Source organism: Marinomonas flavescens (genome assembly GCF_004352835.1).
Lineage (GTDB): Bacteria > Pseudomonadota > Gammaproteobacteria > Pseudomonadales > Marinomonadaceae > Marinomonas > Marinomonas flavescens.
This window is the reverse complement of the sequence record NZ_SJSB01000011.1, coordinates 31,420-50,715: the sequence shown is the minus strand read 5'-3', so window position 1 is coordinate 50,715 and position 19,296 is coordinate 31,420. Positions and strand designations below refer to the sequence as shown.

16 protein-coding genes and 1 riboswitch are annotated in these 19,296 nt (G+C 44.3%); of the genes, 3 read left to right on the top strand and 13 right to left on the bottom strand.

Going from position 1 to position 19,296, the window contains the following annotated elements; genetic code table 11:
• Positions 1-2: 2 nt before the first annotated feature.
• The 5 genes from E0D70_RS12135 to E0D70_RS12115 all read right to left on the bottom strand — a co-directional run bounded on the left by E0D70_RS12135 (position 3) and on the right by E0D70_RS12115 (position 5,610).
• Positions 3-887, bottom strand: coding sequence for a carbohydrate ABC transporter permease (locus tag E0D70_RS12135; RefSeq protein WP_133012561.1), 885 nt, complete (start codon positions 885-887; stop codon positions 3-5).
• Complete coding sequence (locus tag E0D70_RS12130) at positions 877-1,809, bottom strand: carbohydrate ABC transporter permease (protein ID WP_133012560.1); 933 nt, start codon at positions 1,807-1,809, stop codon at positions 877-879. The genes E0D70_RS12135 and E0D70_RS12130 overlap by 11 nt, the downstream gene beginning before the upstream one ends.
• A 72-nt stretch (positions 1,810-1,881) precedes the next feature.
• On the bottom strand, positions 1,882-3,129 hold the full coding sequence (locus E0D70_RS12125; protein WP_133012559.1) for an ABC transporter substrate-binding protein: 1,248 nt from the start codon (positions 3,127-3,129) through the stop codon (positions 1,882-1,884).
• A gap of 293 nt (positions 3,130-3,422) precedes the next feature.
• Positions 3,423-4,874 carry an ATP-binding protein gene (locus E0D70_RS12120; RefSeq protein WP_133012558.1) on the bottom strand — a complete coding sequence of 484 codons (1,452 nt, stop codon included), beginning with the start codon at positions 4,872-4,874 and terminating at the stop codon, positions 3,423-3,425.
• Complete coding sequence (locus E0D70_RS12115; RefSeq protein WP_133012557.1) at positions 4,861-5,610, bottom strand: response regulator; 750 nt, start codon at positions 5,608-5,610, stop codon at positions 4,861-4,863. The genes E0D70_RS12120 and E0D70_RS12115 overlap by 14 nt, the downstream gene beginning before the upstream one ends.
• Positions 5,611-5,798: 188 nt before the next feature.
• Between E0D70_RS12115 and E0D70_RS12110 the strand changes: the two genes are divergently transcribed.
• The 3 genes from E0D70_RS12110 (at position 5,799) to E0D70_RS12100 (ending at position 9,951) form a co-directional block, all read left to right on the top strand.
• Positions 5,799-6,773 (top strand): carbohydrate kinase family protein, encoded by a 975-nt coding sequence (locus E0D70_RS12110; protein WP_133012556.1) that lies wholly within the window; start codon positions 5,799-5,801, stop codon positions 6,771-6,773.
• Between the two features lie 363 nt (positions 6,774-7,136).
• Positions 7,137-8,759, top strand: a complete 1,623-nt coding sequence (locus E0D70_RS12105) for an alpha-glucosidase family protein (RefSeq protein ID WP_133012555.1) — start codon at positions 7,137-7,139, stop codon at positions 8,757-8,759.
• A gap of 82 nt (positions 8,760-8,841) precedes the next feature.
• Complete coding sequence (locus E0D70_RS12100) at positions 8,842-9,951, top strand: LacI family DNA-binding transcriptional regulator (RefSeq protein WP_133012554.1); 1,110 nt, start codon at positions 8,842-8,844, stop codon at positions 9,949-9,951.
• A 26-nt stretch (positions 9,952-9,977) separates the two neighbouring features.
• On the opposite strand, the gene E0D70_RS12095 is transcribed toward E0D70_RS12100, so the two are convergent.
• The 8 genes from E0D70_RS12095 to metX all read right to left on the bottom strand — a co-directional run bounded on the left by E0D70_RS12095 (position 9,978) and on the right by metX (position 19,084).
• Positions 9,978-10,709 carry a 3'-5' exonuclease gene (locus tag E0D70_RS12095; RefSeq protein ID WP_240537100.1) on the bottom strand — a complete coding sequence of 244 codons (732 nt, stop codon included), beginning with the start codon at positions 10,707-10,709 and terminating at the stop codon, positions 9,978-9,980.
• Positions 10,710-12,566: a DUF294 nucleotidyltransferase-like domain-containing protein gene (locus tag E0D70_RS12090; protein ID WP_133012553.1), complete on the bottom strand. Its 1,857-nt coding sequence runs from the start codon at positions 12,564-12,566 to the stop codon at positions 10,710-10,712.
• 16 nt (positions 12,567-12,582) lie between these two features.
• Complete coding sequence (locus E0D70_RS12085) at positions 12,583-13,146, bottom strand: TMEM165/GDT1 family protein (RefSeq protein WP_133012552.1); 564 nt, start codon at positions 13,144-13,146, stop codon at positions 12,583-12,585.
• A 7-nt stretch (positions 13,147-13,153) separates the two neighbouring features.
• Positions 13,154-13,345: riboswitch (yybP-ykoY riboswitch) on the bottom strand.
• 82 nt (positions 13,346-13,427) lie between these two features.
• On the bottom strand, positions 13,428-15,011 hold the full coding sequence (locus tag E0D70_RS12080) for a BCCT family transporter (protein WP_133012551.1): 1,584 nt from the start codon (positions 15,009-15,011) through the stop codon (positions 13,428-13,430).
• Positions 15,012-15,462: 451 nt separating this feature from the next.
• Complete coding sequence (gene hemW / locus E0D70_RS12075; RefSeq protein ID WP_133012550.1) at positions 15,463-16,641, bottom strand: radical SAM family heme chaperone HemW; 1,179 nt, start codon at positions 16,639-16,641, stop codon at positions 15,463-15,465.
• Positions 16,638-17,246, bottom strand: coding sequence for an RdgB/HAM1 family non-canonical purine NTP pyrophosphatase (rdgB, locus tag E0D70_RS12070; RefSeq protein WP_133012549.1), 609 nt, complete (start codon positions 17,244-17,246; stop codon positions 16,638-16,640). The genes hemW and rdgB overlap by 4 nt, the downstream gene beginning before the upstream one ends.
• A gap of 90 nt (positions 17,247-17,336) precedes the next feature.
• Positions 17,337-17,927: a methionine biosynthesis protein MetW gene (metW, locus tag E0D70_RS12065; protein ID WP_133012548.1), complete on the bottom strand. Its 591-nt coding sequence runs from the start codon at positions 17,925-17,927 to the stop codon at positions 17,337-17,339.
• A complete protein-coding gene (metX, locus tag E0D70_RS12060; protein WP_133012547.1) occupies positions 17,927-19,084 on the bottom strand; it encodes a homoserine O-succinyltransferase MetX in 1,158 nt (385 codons plus the stop codon). The genes metW and metX overlap by 1 nt, the downstream gene beginning before the upstream one ends.
• Positions 19,085-19,296 lie beyond the last annotated feature (212 nt).

Below are 19,296 nucleotides of genomic sequence, written 5' to 3'. Positions count from 1 at the left end.
TCTTAACCTTTGACGGCACCTGCGGTTAAACCGCGAACAAAATATTTACCTGCAAACACGTACACGATAATGGTGGGTAGTGCTGCGATGATCGCGGCCGCCATATCGACGTTATATTCTTTACCGCCAAAACTGGTGTTGACTAAATTATTTAGCGCGACAGTGACTGGTTGAGAGTCAAAGCCGGAGAAGGCGACGCCAAAGAGGAAGTCGTTCCAGATTTGCGTAAATTGCCAGATAACCGTGACGACAATAATCGGTGTAGAAACCGGCAAAATAATGCGATAGAAAATAGTGAAGAATCCTGCACCATCAAGGCGAGCGGCTTTCACAAGTTCTCCAGGAATAGACTGGTAGAAGTTCCGAAAGAAGAGCGTCGTAAACGCCACACCGTACACGACGTGAACGAATACTAAGCCTGTCGTGGAGCTCGCGATGCCTAACCAACCCAAGGTTTGTGCCATTGGCAGTAATACGACTTGAAAAGGAATGAAGCAGCCTAATAATAAAGCGGCAAAAAATAGGTCGCTGCCACGAAATTTCCATAACGAGATAACATAGCCGTTGATCGCGCCTAGTAAGGTTGAGATCGCAACCGCTGGAATAACGATTTTGAACGAGTTGATAAAATAAGGGGAAATCCCCGTACAAGTACTGCCAGTACAAGCGCCTGACCATGCTTTCGTCCAAGAATCAAAATGCAAGTAACTTGGTAATGAAAGTAGGGTGCCGTTTCGGACTTCTTCCGCGTCTTTCAGGGAGGTAATCAGCATGATCACCAATGGCATCAAGTAGAAAAAGGCCATGATCAACAGGACCGCATACAAAGCAAGGCGTAAGACTTTCTCAACACCCGATGTTTTACGAGCGATTGCGTTATTTTTCATTTCGTCCACCTCGTAATTCAGAGTACAAATAAGGAACTAAGATCGCCAAGATACAACCTAACATGACCATCGCAGAGGCGGAGCCCATGCCAATTTGACTGCGAGTAAAGGTGTAGGTGTACATGAAGTTAGCCGGTAAGTCAGAGGAGTAGCCCGGTCCACCATTTGTCAGAGCCTGAACTAAATCAAAACTCTTGATCGCAATATGCGACAGGATCACCAAAGCACTGAAAAATACCGGTTTCAGTGACGGCAAAATGATACGACGATAGGTGGTAAAGGTACTGGCACCGTCTAGATGCGCCGCTTTTATTAAATCCCCATCCACACCGCGAAGACCGGCAAGGAAAAGCGCCATCACAAAACCAGAAGCCTGCCATACCGCGGCAATGACTAAGCAGTAAACAACTCTATGAGGGTCGGTTAACCAATCAAATTTAAAGTTCTCAAAGCCCATGTCTATCATGAGTTTTTGAATGCCGTTGGTCGGGTTAAGTAGCCACTTCCAAGCAGTACCAGTCACGATGAATGAAATCGCCATTGGGTAAAGGTAGATGGTACGAAGTGCGCCTTCTGCACGAATCTTTTGATCAAGGAAAATCGCCAACATGATGCCAAGAAATAAGCAGATTAGAATGAACAAACTGCCGAAAATACCTAGGTTGGTTAACGCAACCATCCAGCGGTCATTATTAAATAAACGCTCGTATTGATCCCAGCCAACGAACTTATACGAAGGCAGCATGCGCGAGCCTGTGAAAGACAAAACAGCAGTCCATATCATGTAGCCATAAATACACACGATGGCGATAAGCATGGTTGGCGCTAGTACTATTTTTGGCATCCAATCTGCCAAGCTTAGGCGCGCAGGACGGCCTAACTGAGTCTTTTTCGACTCAGAATTAGTGGCGTTAGTATTCATAATTGATACTTCACTACAAAGGAGAAATAAAGAGGCTGACCAGCGGTCAGCCTCGCGAGCAGGGTTTGATGATTACATGCTTGCTTTTACGGCACGTGCTAGTTTGTCAGCGGCTTGTTCAGGCGTCATATCATCGGTGTTGAAGAAGTTAGTAATAACGTCAAACATCGCACCTTGGATCATAGAGTTAACGGCCATACCGTGTGCCATACTTGGTAATAGATCACCAGTAGCAGAGGCGGCGTTAAACGCGTCCATAGATGAGTCTGCACAAGCATCAAACTTACCTCTAGGCATGCCTAAACGAACAGGAATAGACCCTTTCGCCAAGTTAAATGTCTCTTGGAACTTAGGTTCTAGGATTAAACGAGCCAAGTCACGTTGGGCTTTTTTCGTTTCTTTTCCATCGACTTTAAACATGGCAAGAGAATCGATGTTGAAGGTATATTGGCCACTTGTTCCTGGTGCTGGAACACAGATGTAATCAATACCTGGTTTTTTACCCGCGGCGGTAAATTCCCCTTTTGCCCAGTCACCCATGATTTGCATTGCGGCTTTACCATTGATCACCATGGAAGTGGCTACATTCCAGTCACGGCCAGAGAAACCAGGGTCGACATATTTACGCATTTTTTTGAATGTCGTTAGCGCATCGATCATTTTTGGACCTTTGAGCGCATCGTCTTTTAGGTCGATAAAGGCGGCTTTATAGAAATCGGTTCCTTCAGACAAGGCAATGGCTTCGAAAAGAGTCGCGTCTTGCCAAGCTTGACCACCGTGAGCGAGTGGAATGAAACCGGCTTTTTTGATTTTGTCGGCGGCCACGAAGAACTGAGCCCATGTTGTTGGAATAGATGCCCCAGCTTTACGGAAGACATCTGGATTTGCCCACAACCAGTTTACACGGTGTACGTTAACGGGAGCGGCAACATAGTGTCCGTCGTACTTCATGATTTTGCTGACAACCGGTGGAAGAATTTGATCCCAATGACCCGCTTTGGCAACGTCATCGATGTTTTCTAGGAAACCAAGGTCACCCCATTCTTGAATGGTGGGTCCTTTGATTTGTGCAGCAGAAGGAGGGTTGCCGGCGATCGCGCGAGATTTTAGAACCGTCATAGCTGATTCACCACCGCCGCCAGCGACAGCGAAATCTTTCCAAGTGTCTCCAGCGTCTTTCATTTCTTGCTTAAGTACATTGATTGCAGTGGCTTCGCCACCAGATGTCCACCAATGTAGAACTTCTACTTGACCCGCTTGGCTAGATGTTGCCGCGAGTGAAAGTGCAACAGTGGTTAAACCTAGAGCAATTTTCTTCATGATAGTAACCTTTTTTATTGTTATGTTTTCTAAGCTATCAGTGCTTAGTGTCTTTTCGGCTTGAGTGTTATTTTTGAGGAGTAGCACTCAAGCTTGTCAATTTAGCAGAGAGTGTGTTTTTTATGGGTAATATAGAGCAACCTAATGTAACAAAGTCTTGCAAGGTGGGGGATGAGATAGCCCGCGAAGATGTAATATTCGCGTTAGAATAGGGCTTCTAGCGCTATTTTTTACCAATTTTTAGATGTTTTTCTACACAGTGTGAAAGAAAAAATAGTGGTGACGTGACAGGGCTAATGTCTTGGTAACCATAGTTTTGCTTCTAAACCGCTTTCAGGAAGGTTGCTTAACGTCACTTCGCCGCCATGGGCTCTGGCAATATTTCTGGCAATACTAAGCCCCAATCCCATGCCTCCCGGATGGCCAGAATGGTCAGGGGTTAGGCGGGTGTAAGGCTGAAACATTTTGTCTATTTGTTCAATAGGAATACCAGGGCCATGGTCACATATACGCACACAAACTCCATCGTCTTCATCTTCAATAAACACTTCGGCCGTGTTGCCGTAATACAAAGCATTGTCGATGAGATTGCCTAAGCAACGTTTAATCGCTAAGGGTTTACCCATGTAAGGGCTGTTTAGGTGGCCGCTAATAATGAGTTTTACCGTGGATAAGTTCGTGGCACTTTGCATGTCTTCTAGCATTCTTAAAATATTAAGATCGACGCGATTTTCGTGGATATCGGTCTCTTTTACACTCTGAAGAGCACCTTTTACTAACATATCCAAATCTTCAAGATCTCGAATCATCGCATCACGAGTATCGTCTTCATCAAGCATCTCTGCTCTTAGACGCAGACGAGTAATCGGTGTTTTTAGGTCATGAGAAATGGAGGCAAAGAGTCGTTCACGATCATTTAAGTAGCGCTGAATACGCGCCTGCATGTCGTTAAATGCACGGGCGGTCTTGCGTACTTCTACGCTGCCATACTCTTTGATGGGTTTGGAGTCACCTTGACCAAAGCGCTCCGCTGCTCTTGCCAGCATAGCGAGAGGTCGCGTTAACCGTCGTAAGATGAGAAGGCTGAGTAATAGCACAGTAATCACCGAAACCGACATGGTAAACAAACGTTCGCCGGTGAGTGCGGAGACGCCATCCAGAAAATAAGGGTCAGGCATTAGACTGGCAAGATACAACCAGTCTTTATCGTTGATGGGGATTTGGATGATAATAATGGGTGGCGTTAGGGGCTTAACCAATAAACTGTGGTTTCCCCATCGTTCTGGTAAATCTGTTAGTAGCGTGTGGTTATTAATAACATGTAGATCGTCTGGGCTGGAGAAAGCAATTTTCGCATTGTGAATGCCGAGCTGTTTGACGAGAGTAGATTCAATTTGATTTTTGACAATGTCCATTAATGGTGAGTCGTGAAGCTCATTAATGCGAATTTCCTCGCGATTGAGCGTAACAAAAAACCGTGTTCCCCCCATGCTTTGAAGTTGATCAATGACAATGTGCCGATAATTGCGCGGTAAAGCGGTGAAGTAGCTGATTGTCGAAGCAATGCGATAAGACATGTGCTTGGAGACTTCTAGTACGTTCTTTTCCGTGTCTGACTGAAGTTGGCGCAACCATATGGTCGAGCTAATAAATTGTGCACTGGCCACACCCAGAGCCATAATAATGAGGATTTGGCCTGTTAGGGAGTTAGCCCAGCGTTTTATGCGCTTATTAATGTTGTTCATCCGTACTGGCCGTGTCAGATGTCGTGACATTCGCAGTTAAAATATAGCCTTCGCCGCGTACGGTTTTGATAAGTTGGGGCTGTTTTGCATCTTCTCGTAGTCGTTGGCGTAACCGGCTGACGTGAACGTCGATGAAGCGATCAAGTGGCGCGCTGTCACGACCTCGAGTATTGGCTGCAATATGTTCTCTTGTTAACACCTCTCCAGGACTTGCCAAAAATAGCATGAGCAAGTTGTAGTCCGCACCGGACAAGGATTCTTTTTCATTTTTATAATGCAATTCTCTAGATAGAGTATCCAACGTAAAATGGGAAAAATGATAAAAGCGCTGAGCAATGGTAGGCACAGCGGCAACTTCTGCGTGCTCCATGCGCCGTAGAATGGCTTTCATGCGTGCGAGGAGTTCTCTTGGGTTGAAGGGTTTAGCAAGATAATCGTCCGCACCAATTTCTAGACCGATAATACGATCTGTTTCGTCAGAATTGGCGGTTAACATGATGACGGGCACCTGTGACTGTGTTCGCAGCGATCGGCAAACTGAAAATCCATCTTGGCCAGGTAGCATAATGTCTAATATAACCAAGTCGACTTCTTGTTCAGGTGTAAAGTCAGCCAAGAATGCTTCGCCTGATTCTGCGGTTAAAACCTGAAACTGGTGTTTTTCTAAGTAGGCTTGCAGCAGGGTGCGAATATCATTGTCGTCATCAACGACGTAGATGCATTTGGCTTTCGTCATTATTATTCTCAATAAAAAAGATCGTTTATTCGGTCATTTTTCAGTCTAACAAGAAACCTAAAAGGAACCAATTATTACAATAATTGAGAGCCACAAAGCAATTAAATAAATTAAATTGATTTAATAGTTGCCAACCTGCATAATTTTTCCTATCCCTAGATCATATTGTTCAATATAGAGAAGAGAAGATGACGACAAAAATAATGGCATTTGGTGAAGCGCTGATTGATTTCCTTTCCAACGGGGCCACACAAGCAGGTGAATTAGAATCTTTCACAAAATTCCCCGGTGGTGCGCCAGCGAATGTCGCTGTTGCTGTCGCCCGACTGGGTGGCAACAGTCATTTTACTGGACAAGTTGGTGATGATGCCTTTGGCCACTTCCTGAAAGATTCTCTTGAAAGCTACGGTGTTATCACCGATAGCATGTTGATGACAAAAGAAGCCAAAACAGCGTTGGCGTTCGTTAGTTTAGACAGCACTGGCGAGCGCAGTTTCGAGTTTTATCGTAATCCTTCTGCCGATATGTTGTTTCGTGAGTCAGATTTCAACGCAGCGTGGTTTGAAGGCCAAGGTGTTTTTCATACGTGCTCGAATACGCTGACGGATGAATCAATTACTGAAGCTACGTTAGCAGGTGTTCGTATGGCGCGTGATGCGAATTGGATTGTTAGCGTGGATGTGAATCTACGCATTAATCTTTGGCCTGATCATACAGTCGATACGCAAAGAGTGATTAATTGGATGCAAAGCGGTGATGTGGTGAAAGCCAGTTTGGAAGAATTAGCGGTTTTGGCTAATGATCCATTTGCTTTGATCGACGAGAGTCTGGTTGCTGGCGTGACCTTATTTGTACTGACAGATGGCGGTAATCCAATTCGTTTTTACACGAGAGCTCAAGGTAATGGAGAAGTGATGACTCCAAAGGTTGATGTGAAAGATACCACAGCGGCGGGCGATGCCTTTGTTGGCGGTTTACTGTATCAATTAGCAGAACAAGGAGGTGATCGTACCTCGCTTGCAGAATTATCTCAGTCCCAGCTGACAGATATTATTCGTTTTGCGGCCGCATGTGGTGCTGATTCAGTTACAAAATTAGGAGCTTATCCTTCATTACCAACGCGTCAAGAAGTAGAGGCGCGTCTTGTGACTTCCTTTTCTTAGCGGCAATAAATAAGCCACTAACGAGATAAAAGACTCTTTAAGTTAAACGTTTTAGAAGAACGCGAGCAGTCGCGTTTTTTTGTTTGCTCTTCTACTAATGTTCACTTATTAAGCAGTAAGGACAATTGAATCTCTTTAGGACGCTAAAGAGTATTGATTTGTGGCATGGTTGATCTTTTTTTGTAAAGACGTTGATTACATTTTTCATAAAAGACCTTTGGTAGGCAATATTGCTATATTGATGGCTGATGCAAAGGTCTCTAATGAACAATCTTATCGTCGAGTCTCTTAGTCCTACAATGTAAATGATTTCAAATGTTTGGGCGTAATAATTAAGAGCGTTTTATTTTTCGGAGAATGGATATGACACAGAATTTGAATTGGTGGAAAGGTGGCATTATTTACCAGATTTACCCTCGTAGCTTTATGGATAGTAATGGCGATGGGATCGGTGATTTGGTGGGGATTACCAGTAAATTAGAGTATGTGGCCTCGCTAGGGGTGGATGCTATTTGGCTGTCCCCCATTTTTACGTCACCAATGAAAGATTTTGGCTACGATGTTTCTGACTATTGCGATATTGACGCTATGTTTGGCACATTATCAGATTTTAAAGCCCTTATAGATAGAGCTCATGAACTTAACTTAAAAGTCATGATAGACCAAGTGATTAGCCATTCATCAGATCAACACCCTTGGTTTGAAGAAAGTCGTCAGGATAAACTCAATCCAAAAGCAGATTGGTATGTGTGGTCCGACCCTAAGCCAGATGGCTCACCGCCAAATAATTGGCTATCAATTTTTGGTGGTAGCGCATGGAAATGGGACAGCCGCCGTTTACAGTATTATTTGCATAACTTTTTAGAATCTCAGCCAGATATGAACTTTCATTGCCCTGATGTTCGTAAAGCCCATTTGGATAATATGAGGTTCTGGTTAGAGCATGGCGTGGACGGTTTTCGTTTGGATACGGTGAATTTCTACTTCCATAGTCTAGGCTTGGAAGACAATCCTGCGGTACCAGAAGGCGAGCCTAAAACACTGGGTGCACCGGAGGATAATCCATACACTTATCAACGTCATGTATACGATATAAGCCGACCTGAGAATTTAGATTTTTTAAAAGAATTACGTTTGTTGATGAATGAATTTCCTGGCAGCACAACCGTTGGGGAAATTGGTGATGATTTTCCGCTTAAGCGTATGGCGCAATACACTTCTGGCGGTGACAAGCTGCATATGGCTTATACCTTTGATTTTCTGAATAAGTTCCATTCGCCTGATTACATTCGAGATGTATTGGCAAATATGCAAAATATTGTTGGAGATGGCTGGCCTTGTTGGGCGTTATCTAACCATGATGTGGTTCGGTCTTGCACTCGTTGGGGAGAAAATGAAGACCCTAAAGCGTATCCGTTGATCGCAATGGCTTTGATTTTATCCTTACGCGGTAGCGTGTGTTTATACCAAGGAGAAGAGCTAGGTTTACCTGAAGCAGAGGTCCCTTTTGATCGTTTACAAGACCCGTATGCTATTCCTTTATGGCCTGTATCTAAGGGGCGAGATGGGTGTCGAACGCCAATGGTTTGGAACAATACCTATCATGGTGGTTTCTCTACAGTGGAGCCTTGGTTGCCTGTTGATGATCGTCATTTAGCGCTTAGTGTTGCTGAACAAGAAGCTGATCCTAGTGCGTTATTGCATAAGATTCGCCAACTGATCCATTGGCGACAAAAGCAGCCTGCTTTGGTCAATGGTGAGTTTGAGCAAGCGGATGTGAGTAATCATGATTTGGTCGCGTTAATACGAAGCTATGATGGACAAAGAGTGTTGGTGGTATTAAATATGACTGGCCAAACGCAAGCGGCAGAGCTGCCGATGAATATTTCTCAGCCCCTAGAAGGGCATGGGTTTAGTTCATCCGTGGATGGAAAAAGACTCATCTTACCGGCATATCAAGCTTATTATAGCGTGTTATCAGAATAGCTTTTATGGCCAAATATTCTGATAATTCTAATAAAGTGAGCCTATTTTTTAACCATGAGAGGCTGCATTTTGAGAGTGTTGTATGAAAAAACATACTAAAAAATTAACACTAAAAGATGTCGCGCAGCTATTAAGCGTGTCAACTGCAACTATTTCCAATGCGTTTAATCGGCCCGATCAACTGTCTGTCACGCTTCGCGAAAACATTCTTGAAGCATGCGAGAGGGTAGGATACTTCGGACCCAATGCGGCCGCGCGCAGTTTGCGCACGGGCCGCACAGGAATTGTTGGTATCGTTTTGTCAGATGATCTGAGCTATAGCTTAACGGATCCCGTGGCGAATCAATTCCTTAAAGGCATGGCGGATATATTCCAAGATTATGATTACAACATGTTGTTACTGTCGGCCTCAGATAAGGGCCAGCAGGACGCACAGAGTCGTATGCAATCTTCTATGGTCGATGGGTTTGTGGTTTATGGTCATAAACCACAACAATGCAGTAATGCCCCTTGGTTAATGCCAAATAGAAACATTATTACTGTAGACAGCTTTATACCTGGTACGACTTCCGTGAACGTAGAAAATCATAAAGGGGCTTATGAAATTGCCTGTCATGCCCTTGCTCATCAACCACAGAGTATTGCTATTCTTGGTTTAAGTTTACTGGATACGGATCGTGTTTGTCGTATCCGTGAAGGTGAATTGTTTGATGCTTCTGCGTCTATTTCTATTCAGCGCTTGCACGGCTATTTTCAAGCCCTTGAAGAATATGATCGTCATCTACCGCCAGAGTGTATATGGAATATTCCTGAGAATACCCATGAAATGGCGTATCAGGCGGCTCGTGAGGCCCTTACCATGGCGGATCGCCCTCAACTCTTATTGTGTATGAGCGACCGTATTGCTATTGCAGCCGTACAGGCGGCATTAAAAATGGGTTTGAGAGTGCCGGAAGATCTGCTTGTCGTTGGTTTTGATGGCATTGCGGAAAGTGAAAATTTCCACCCTTCAATTACGACTGTACATCAGCAAATGGTCGAGAAAGGGCGAATTGCCGCTCAGGTTTTTTTAGGGCTACACGAAGCGAAGGACGTGGTGTTAGAAACCGAGTTAATTATTCGCCAGAGCTGTCCAGCCGTGACCTCTCAATCTGTTTTTACCAAGTCTGATTTGCCTGTCAGTTCATGTTAATAAACCCTAGGTAATCTTGATTCTTATTAAAGCCAATAATCGGAAATATTCGCTTCAGGGTCAAGATGATAGCTAATCTGCGCTTGTAATAATTCGGCAGATGATAATGCATCTGTTAAAGCATGATGAGCTTTATAGCGTGGTAAATGATAGCGCTGTCGGCAGGCATCTAGGCGTAACGATGGTCGTCTGGCGATGATGCGTTTCCACCACGGGGTTTTACTAAGTGCTAAGCGTTCTATGTCCATGGTATCTAATACTGGAAAATACAGTGGAAAACCATAAACATTGAGCGCCGCTTCAAGTAAAAATTCTCTCTCGATAGAGACGCAATGAACGACGACGACTTTGCCTGATAGTGTGTTTAGAATCTCATTGAGAATACGATGTAGTGGTGGGGCTTCGGCGAGCTCTGAATGGGTTATTTCATGAATCGTAACAGACTCTGCATTGAGCGTTCCTTTCGGTTTTGCCATCCAATATTGAGCGCCATTACAGCGCACAATACGATGATCCATTGGCACACTGCCTAAGCTGATAATCTCATCTGTTTTTGAATTTAGTCCCGTTGTTTCCAAGTCTAATGCCAGCAATGGGGTGTCTTTCAACTTTGTGTCTAGCGCAACAGTGCCGGCTTCATAGTAGCGTTTGAGAGGACCTTCTGGTGCGTCCTTTGCCCACTGTGCGAACATGGCTTGCCAATCTTGAAGCGGTTGGGGCTTGTTTCCTTTTATGGTACGAATCAGTCGCATAAACATCTAACTACGCTTCCCGGCATAGCGGAATTTAATAAATTCCTGTTGCCTTGCTACGATGTGAAAGGCATCACGTAAATGGCGTTTTTCAAAGGATGATAAATACGCTGGATTCACTTGGTTTGTGGGTGCTTCTTCTTTTTCGATTTGATCTTTTTGGCTGCGAATACGCACCATACCAATCATTTCTAAGGCAAGAGCTAAGTCTTTTGCGCGTCCATCTGGTAGCAAACCTGCGGCCTCGATGTCTTCTATACGTTCTAAAGTATTGAGTTTGTCACTGCCGCAGGCCAAGGCATGAACTCTGACAATGTCGATAATCGGTGCAATACCGCGTTCTTTTAAGTTAAATGTACGTGATTGCTTACCTTCTCCATCGAGTACAAATTGTCGGAAAAAGCCGAGTGGAGGTTTTCGCTGATTAGCATTACGCGCCATGAAAGTTAAGAAGCCAGGGTTCTGTTTTGCCTCTTGGCGGATGTGTTTATTAAGCTCTTTGGCTAAATGCTTTTCTCCGTACACTCCTTTTAGATCGAAGAAGATGGATAAGCGCAATAATGCTTCGGCTTTAGGGTCTTGAATCCAATCACTGAAATATTTTTTCCATTGCTCAAGTGGTTGTCGCCAAAGAGTATTGGAAGCCATAACGTCACCGGTACAAAGAGGGTAGCCACAGGCATCAAGGTTTTGACAAACCCATTGACTTAAATTTTCAAAGTAGTCGCCATGTTCTTTTGGATCGTAGAGATTGCTTAAGATGAGTGCGTTATCTTGGTCTGTTTTTATGGTTTGTTCTTCACGAGCTTGTGAACCTAGCGCTACAAAGCAGTAGGGTACAGGAGGTTTTCCGAACTTTTCTTCACCCAGTTGTAGTAATCGTTTTACAAAGGCAATCCCAATATGAGACATGGCATTGCCAATCATTTGAGTATTGGCATCGGCGAGCACGAGTTGGGTGAAGGTATGAGTCATCTTGTGACTGATGGCTTGCAGACCTTCGATACTGGTTTGCTTGTGGATATCGCTAATCAGGTAAATACTGCCATGGCTTTCGGTCTGAACGATATCACCTGTGCTGATCACTCCAATGGGGTGGTTCGCTTTAACGATAGGAATGTGGTGAATGTTCTTTTCCATCATTTTGAGAACCGCTTCTGCGGCATAATCACCGCTGTCCATGACGACAGGATCGCGAGTCATCACTTTACCAACAGGTGTGTCGTAATCTAATCCTGCCGCAACCACTCGGTTACGCAAGTCGCGATCCGTCAAAATACCGACTAATGCGTTGTCTTCCATGATCAGTAAGCTGGACACTTTCTTATCCGCCATCATTTGCGCAGCCATGCGAATGTCTGCGTCTATATCGATGCCTATGGGGGGACGACGTAGCAGGCTAACCACAGGGCAAGTGAGTAACGAGACGCTGGATATTTGTGACTCCATAGCCACTTTTAGGCGAACTTCTCGATCTAATTCAAAGAAGTCTGAGAAGGCATCGTTTTCTTCATATAGCTTGAGAAACCAGCGAGCAGGAATGCGGTAAAGTAGGCTATCTTCAATCGCACGCATCGACTGTGAAAATTTACCGCCACGTAATAGGGATGCTGAGCCAAATAGTTCGCCTTCATTCATACGTCGAATTAACTTTTGTTCTTTACCGAGTGTTTCTACTGCACCACTACGGATAAAGAACAAAGTATGGTTGAGTACACCTGGTTGGATTGCCCATTCTCCGGCCCGAAGATATTGGATCTCAATTTCTTTGACCATGTCATAGAGTTGCGGATCATCTGCAAGCTCGTTGAAAGGAGCATATTGGCAGAGCGCTTCCACGATCTCGGTTAATTCGACGTCCATAACAGGTTCCTATTAGTTAAAGCGTTGGCGATACGATGCTGAGTAAGCCCATAATTAAAAATAGCAGACAGGCAATTCTACGAGTCAGTGTTGGATTGATGCGATCCATTATCCAATTACCAGCAAACACGACGGGAACATTTGCGATCATCATACCAATGGTTGAGCCTAGTAATACTAATCCAACATTACCATAGTGAGCACCTAATAATACGGTGGCTATTTGTGTTTTATCTCCAATTTCCGCGAGGAAAAACAAAAAGAAGGTCGCTAAGAAAGCGCCGTATTTGAGCATTCCACCTTCTTCACTGTCGTCCTTATCAGGAATAAGCAGCCATAGACCGACAGCAATAAAACTTAATCCAACAACCCAGTTTACCCAAGCACCCGGTATCCAGTTGGCGGCTTCAACACCGAACCATGCGGAAATAGCGTGATTGAGTAGAGTAGAAAATAACATACCAAGAATAATGGCGGTTTTTGAGGAAAAACGAGCAGTAAGGAAAAGGGCAAGAAGTTGAGTTTTGTCACCCATTTCGGCAAGGGCAACAGTAGAGATCGAAGTTAGTATCGCTTCCATTATTGGAGGTCCTAGGTGGGCGAATAAGCAAAAGACAATAAACCTGAGCCCACCTGAGCCAAGTTATTGTCTTAAGTCTCATCAATCCCATTCGATAGTAAATCGAATTTGGACTTCTTTGCCACGAGCTTGAGGCTCAATTATGTTGACAAAGAATCTTTGCAAATTGCAAAGAAGATTACTCCCCTAAGAGGATGCGAATAATAAAGTACTTTACACTCTAAAACAATACGAGCGACAAAAGCCGCTCGTATTAACACTTAGACTCTAATTAGAGTTCTTTATTTAAAGAGGTGCATATCGCCTCGTAACCCTTTAAATAAGCCAAAACACATAATGAGCATCAACAAAGTGAACGGTAGACCAATCGTGATGGCGGCCGCCTGAATAGCGGATAGAGCGTCTGAACCACCACCGACAAGCAAAGCAATCGCGATAATCCCTTCTAGAACGGCCCAGAAAACTCGCTGCACCATAGGTGCATCAGTTTTACCACCAGCGGTAATACCATCGATCACCAGTGATCCAGAATCTGAAGATGTGACAAAGAAGACCAAGACGAGAACGATACCAATAAACGATGAAATCGACGTTAATGGTAAATTTTGAAGCATTTGGAACATGGCAAGTGACACATCAGTAATACCGCCAGCGAGCGCGCCAGTACCTGTTTCTATCTGGTTGATAGCTGAGCCACCAAAAATAGACATCCAAACGAGAGAAACTAGTGTCGGAACCAACAATACTGCAGTTAGGAACTGACGAACGGTTCGACCACGAGAAACGCGCGCGATAAACATACCAACGAATGGTGACCATGAAATCCACCAAGCCCAGTAGAACACAGTCCAACCGTGGTAGAAGGTTTGGTCATCACGTCCAATCCAGTTACTCAATGGAATGATATTTTCGGCATATCCTAAGAAAGTCGTACCAATGGTATGAAAGATCATACCGGTATTGCCAACAACGAGAACAAAGACAGCGAAAACTGCGGCGAGGATCATGTTGATGTTACTAAGGAGTTTTACACCACCTTCAAGACCGCGGGCTACCGAGAATATTGCCACAGACGTCACACCACAGATCACGACAATCTGAGTGGTAAGAGTGTTAGGAATATTAAACAAAAAGTGTAAGCCACTGGAGGCTTGTTGTGCCCCAAGCCCTAATGACGTTGCCAAACCAAAGATGGTAGCAATGACGGCAAGAGTATCGATGATGTGGCCAGTTACGCCCCACACTTTTTCGCCAAATAGAGGATAAAACGCAGAACGAATGGTTAGCGGTAAGCCTTTATTGTAAGCAAAGAAAGCAAGCGATAAGGCAACAACAGCATAGATGGACCATGGGTGAAGACCCCAGTGGAACATGGTGGCACCAAGTGCTAATTTCGCCGCTTCAGGTGTCTGTGCGGCAACATTTAACGGCGTACCGTACCAGTCAGTGTAGTAGGCTGCAGGTTCTGCAACGCTCCAGAACATTAGACCAATCCCCATACCGGCTGCAAACAGCATGGAAAACCAAGTGATGGTGGAATGTTCGGCTTTTGCGTCTGTACCACCCAAACGAATTTTACCCATGGGGGATAGAATTAGGCCAATACAAAAGAGAACAAAGATATTTCCTGAGATCATGAAGAACCAGTCGAAATTATCAATCGTCCAAGTTCGAGCCCCCATTAACATTTCTTTAGCACCAGCAGGAAACAAGATAGTCCCAATGATAAAGGCAAAAATAATGATCGCACTAGTACTAAATACAGGGTTTAAGATATCCATCCCGAGGAAGCGAATATTATCTTGACCCACTGTATATGAGGTATTGTAGTCTTGCCGGCCGTTGTCCGGTGCCTTGTGTTTCATAGATCTCTCCTGAATAAGTGAACACGTTCTGAATCTTCTAAACAAAATACCAACAGCCATTTGGCCAGTGTGTTACCACTCCATGCTCATCATAAAAAAATGGATAGAGATAAGCTGTTCTTTTAGCGCCATGAATTGTTCTATTTCACCCTTTTTTAACGTGCGGATTATGATTGTAATCTGACGTAATGCCCAGCATTAAAAACGGGTATTTAGACGAATTGTAAGACAATAACAGGCTTCATAGAGTTAGTAGCTAAGTTACATTAATCGAAAAATCGATGGCGTTAATTATTTTGTTTAGCGATGTGTATTTTAGGTAAGCATATTATGCTGTGTTTACCTAAAACGAGGATAAAGAGGAGCACCGTCCAGTGCTCTCCTTATAAATAGGTGGGCTAGGGTCACATTTATTTGTTTAGATGTCAAACCATCGTCAAAAAAGAGGACCTTAAGGGAGGAACAGTTCAAGTAACTCATTTAGAAAAAGTTTGCCCTTTTCGGTTGTTTGCACTTGGCCTTTTTGCCACTGCTCAGAATCCAGTAATCCTTTGTTCAGTGCCGCATTACAGGCTTTTAATAAAAAATCGGGTATCGCTTGATAGGTGTAACCTTGGTAATCTTTTAGATCAAATGTTTCAAATAAGCGCAAGCGATTCATCATAAACTCTAAAGGTAAATCTTCTTGCTCTATGGATTCTTTAATCACTAGGGCTTCTGGGAGGGTGCTCAGATAATGATTTGGGTGACGTGTTTTTCGTGTGCGAAATATTTGTCCATCAGGTAGCGTTATTTTTCCGTGAGCACCAGCCCCAATGCCAATATAGTCACCAAATCGCCAATAGTTCAGATTATGGGCCGCTCGACGATTTACTTTTGAATTCGCAGATACTTCATATTGTGCGTAGCCGTGTTTTGCGAGTAAAGCTTGTCCTGCGTCTTGGATACCCCATAGAGTATTATCTTCCGGCAGCGTAGGTGGTCGGCGATAAAACTCGGTATTCGGTTCGATAGTGAGCTGATACCAAGACAAGTGTTCTGGATTGAGTTGGATCGCAAGTTTAAGGTCTTCCAATGCCATTTCTTGGCTTTGATCAGGTAAGCCGTGCATTAAATCTATATTAATATTATCGAAACCTGCAAGGCGAGACTTATCCACAGCATGGATGGCTTCCTCTCGGTTGTGGATTCTTCCTAGGGTTTTCAACAGGTTTGGTTGAAAACTTTGGATACCAATAGAAAGGCGATTGATGCCAGCTTGGCGAAAATGGCGAAATTTCTCTTGTTCAAAGGTCCCTGGATTCGCCTCCATGGTGATTTCAGCATTATCCACCCAAGTGAGCTTGTCTCGCAGTGCATCCATTAAGCGGTAATAAAAACCTTCGCTCATTAAGCTGGGGGTACCACCGCCAATAAAGGCCGTTTGGATAGGTCGGCCTGACACATAAGGCAAGTCGGCGTCTAAATCCGCTAATAACTGAGTCAAATAAGCTTCTTCAGGTAGCTTACCATTTTGTTCGAAGCGATCTGCTTGGTGCGAGTTGAAGTCGCAGTAAGGACATTTTTTTACGCACCAAGGCAAATGAATATAAAGACTAAGAGGCGGCAAACTGGCTGTATGGTCGATCATAGAGAAGCGCTTTGTTGTTGGAAGGCCGCTAATAGCTGCTTGAGTGCTTTTGCGCGATGGCTAATTTGGTTTTTTACTTCTTTTGGTAAGCTTGCTGCACTGCAACCGCATTCAGGAACATAAAATAACGGATCATAACCGAAGCCTTCAAGCCCTTCCGTAGACGTTAAAATACGACCTTCCCACACACCGTGGAATACCAGTGGTGTTGGATCATCTTTATGGCGTAAATACGCTAGAACACAATGGAATCGCGCGGTACGTTTTTGTTCATCAACGCCTTCTAACTTTTTCAGTAATAAGGTGTTGTTCGCTGCGTTATTGCCATGATCTCCAGCAAAACGGGCAGAATAGATGCCTGGAGCGCCATTCAGAAAGTCTACTTCAATACCAGAATCGTCAGCTAAAGCAGGTAACCCTGTATGGGCGCAAGCATTGCGTGCTTTTAAAATCGCATTTTCGATAAACGTCAGACCCGTTTCATCTGCTTCTGGCACGTCGAAGTCATCTTGCGGCTTTACATCAAAGCCCAGACCACTTAGTAACGCGTTAAATTCAGTAATTTTACCAGCATTGTTACTGGCTAATACGATGGTTTGGCTCATCGTGTTTCCTCTACAGTGGTTGCTGCGTGATGACGTAAAAAGGCGACAATATGGTCGCCTCTTTTCGTGTTCTTCTGTGTATAAATAGGTTTAACGAGTGATGTGAAAAATGGCTGTTTCACTGAACATATTAGGCATAGTTCGAATCCACCAATGATCTCTTAGATGTCCATCAACGGCGGCCCAACGTAAAATTTTAATGTCTTTTTCATGGCATAAGCGTTCAAAATCTTGAAACGTGAAAAAGTGGATGTTGGGTGTGTCGTACCAATTATAGGGTAAAAAATCGGACACTGGCATACGGCCTTTTAAGGCCAAGTGAAGACGGCTGCGCCAATGGCCAAAGTTAGGAAAAGTGATGATGCATTCTTTGCCAATGCGTAGCATTTCGTCGATCAGCAAATCAGGGCGGCGGAACTGCTGAAGTGCGTGAGTCATCAGCACAAGATCGAAGCTGTGATCTTCGAAGTTTTGTAGCCCTTCATCGATGTTTTGCTCTAGTACCGGAATGCCTTTTTCAATACAGGTGTTCAAGTCATCAGGATCAATTTCTAAGCCGTAGCCAGTGACTTTTTTATTTTCTATCAAGTGGTGAAGCAGCTCACCGGGTCCGCAAGCCAAATCTAATACGCGTAAATTAGGCTGGATCCATTCGTCGATCATTTCTAAATCAGAACGCATTATTGGGCCTCCATCGAGATACGGTTACCAATGCGAGTTAAAAAGCTGTTTAGCGTAGCCATGTACCGTGGGATTGGAAATAAGAAAGCATCGTGGCCTTCTGCGGCTTCAATTTTAGCGTAGGATACGTGTTTTCCTGCTTTTACCAAGGCATTGACGATTTCTTCACTGCGCTCTGGAGCAAAGCGCCAATCTGTAGTGAAGGAAACCAATAAAAACTCACATTGGGCACGACTCAATACAGCAGATAAATCCCCATTTGTCTGTGCCGCAGGGTCGAAATAATCCAGCGCTTTAGTCATCAGCATATAGGTGTTCGCGTCAAAACGTTTCGTGAAGGCTTCACCTTGATAACGTAAGTAACTTTCTACTTCGAACTCAATGCCGTAGTTATATTGGTAGCTATCATGGCGCATCTGGCGGCCAAATTTGGAACCCATAGCATCATCTGATAAATAGGTAATATGCCCTAGCATACGCGCTAAACCGAGTCCGTTTGTGGGAACGGATTTCTCATCTAAATAATGACCATGGTGGAAATCAGGATCGCGACGAATAGATTGGCGAGCAACTTCATTAAAGGCGATATTCTGAGTGGATAAATTGGGGGCTGAAGCAATAACAACCGCGGCGTTAAGGCGTTCTGGAAAGCGGATACTCCATTCGAGCACTTGCATACCTCCAAGACTACCGCCGACAATGGCCGCAAAGGTTTGGATGCCTAATCGATCCGCTAACCGTGCTTGGCTTTCTACCCAATCTTCCACAGTAACGATAGGGAAATTTGCTCCCCAAGTTTGACTGTTTTCAGGATTGATACTGGTCGGGCCTGTACTGCCGCAACAACCTCCAAGATTATTCAGACTGATCACAAAAAATCGATCCGTGTCGATGGCTTTTCCTGGTCCAATAGCGCTGTCCCACCAGCCTGGTTTTTTGTCTGACATGGTGTGATAACCGGCCGCATGATGGTCACCACTTAAGGCATGACAAATCAAAATAGCATTGGAGGCACTGGCATTAAGCGCTCCATAAGTTTCGTAAACAAGTTGATAGGTTAGTAACTCTTGGCCACAAGACAGAGTGAGAGGCGTCTCGAACTGTGCAATTTGTGGTACCACAATACCAACAGAATCGACTGGAATAGCGTCCGGCATAGGTTTTAGGTGTCCTGGTGAAAGTAATCAGGCTTCCAATAAAAGCTCTGATTGACTGTATGAATCTTGGTGCACAGTCTAGCGGTTGCGGTAGACCTCATCAAGAGAGGCGAAGAGAAATGCTCTCTCAGTAAGGTTTGATAAAAGGTACAAATGCCTCAAGTCAGTGCCGACAGTCAGCTAAAGTGACTTTGTCGTGCACTGTGTAGTTA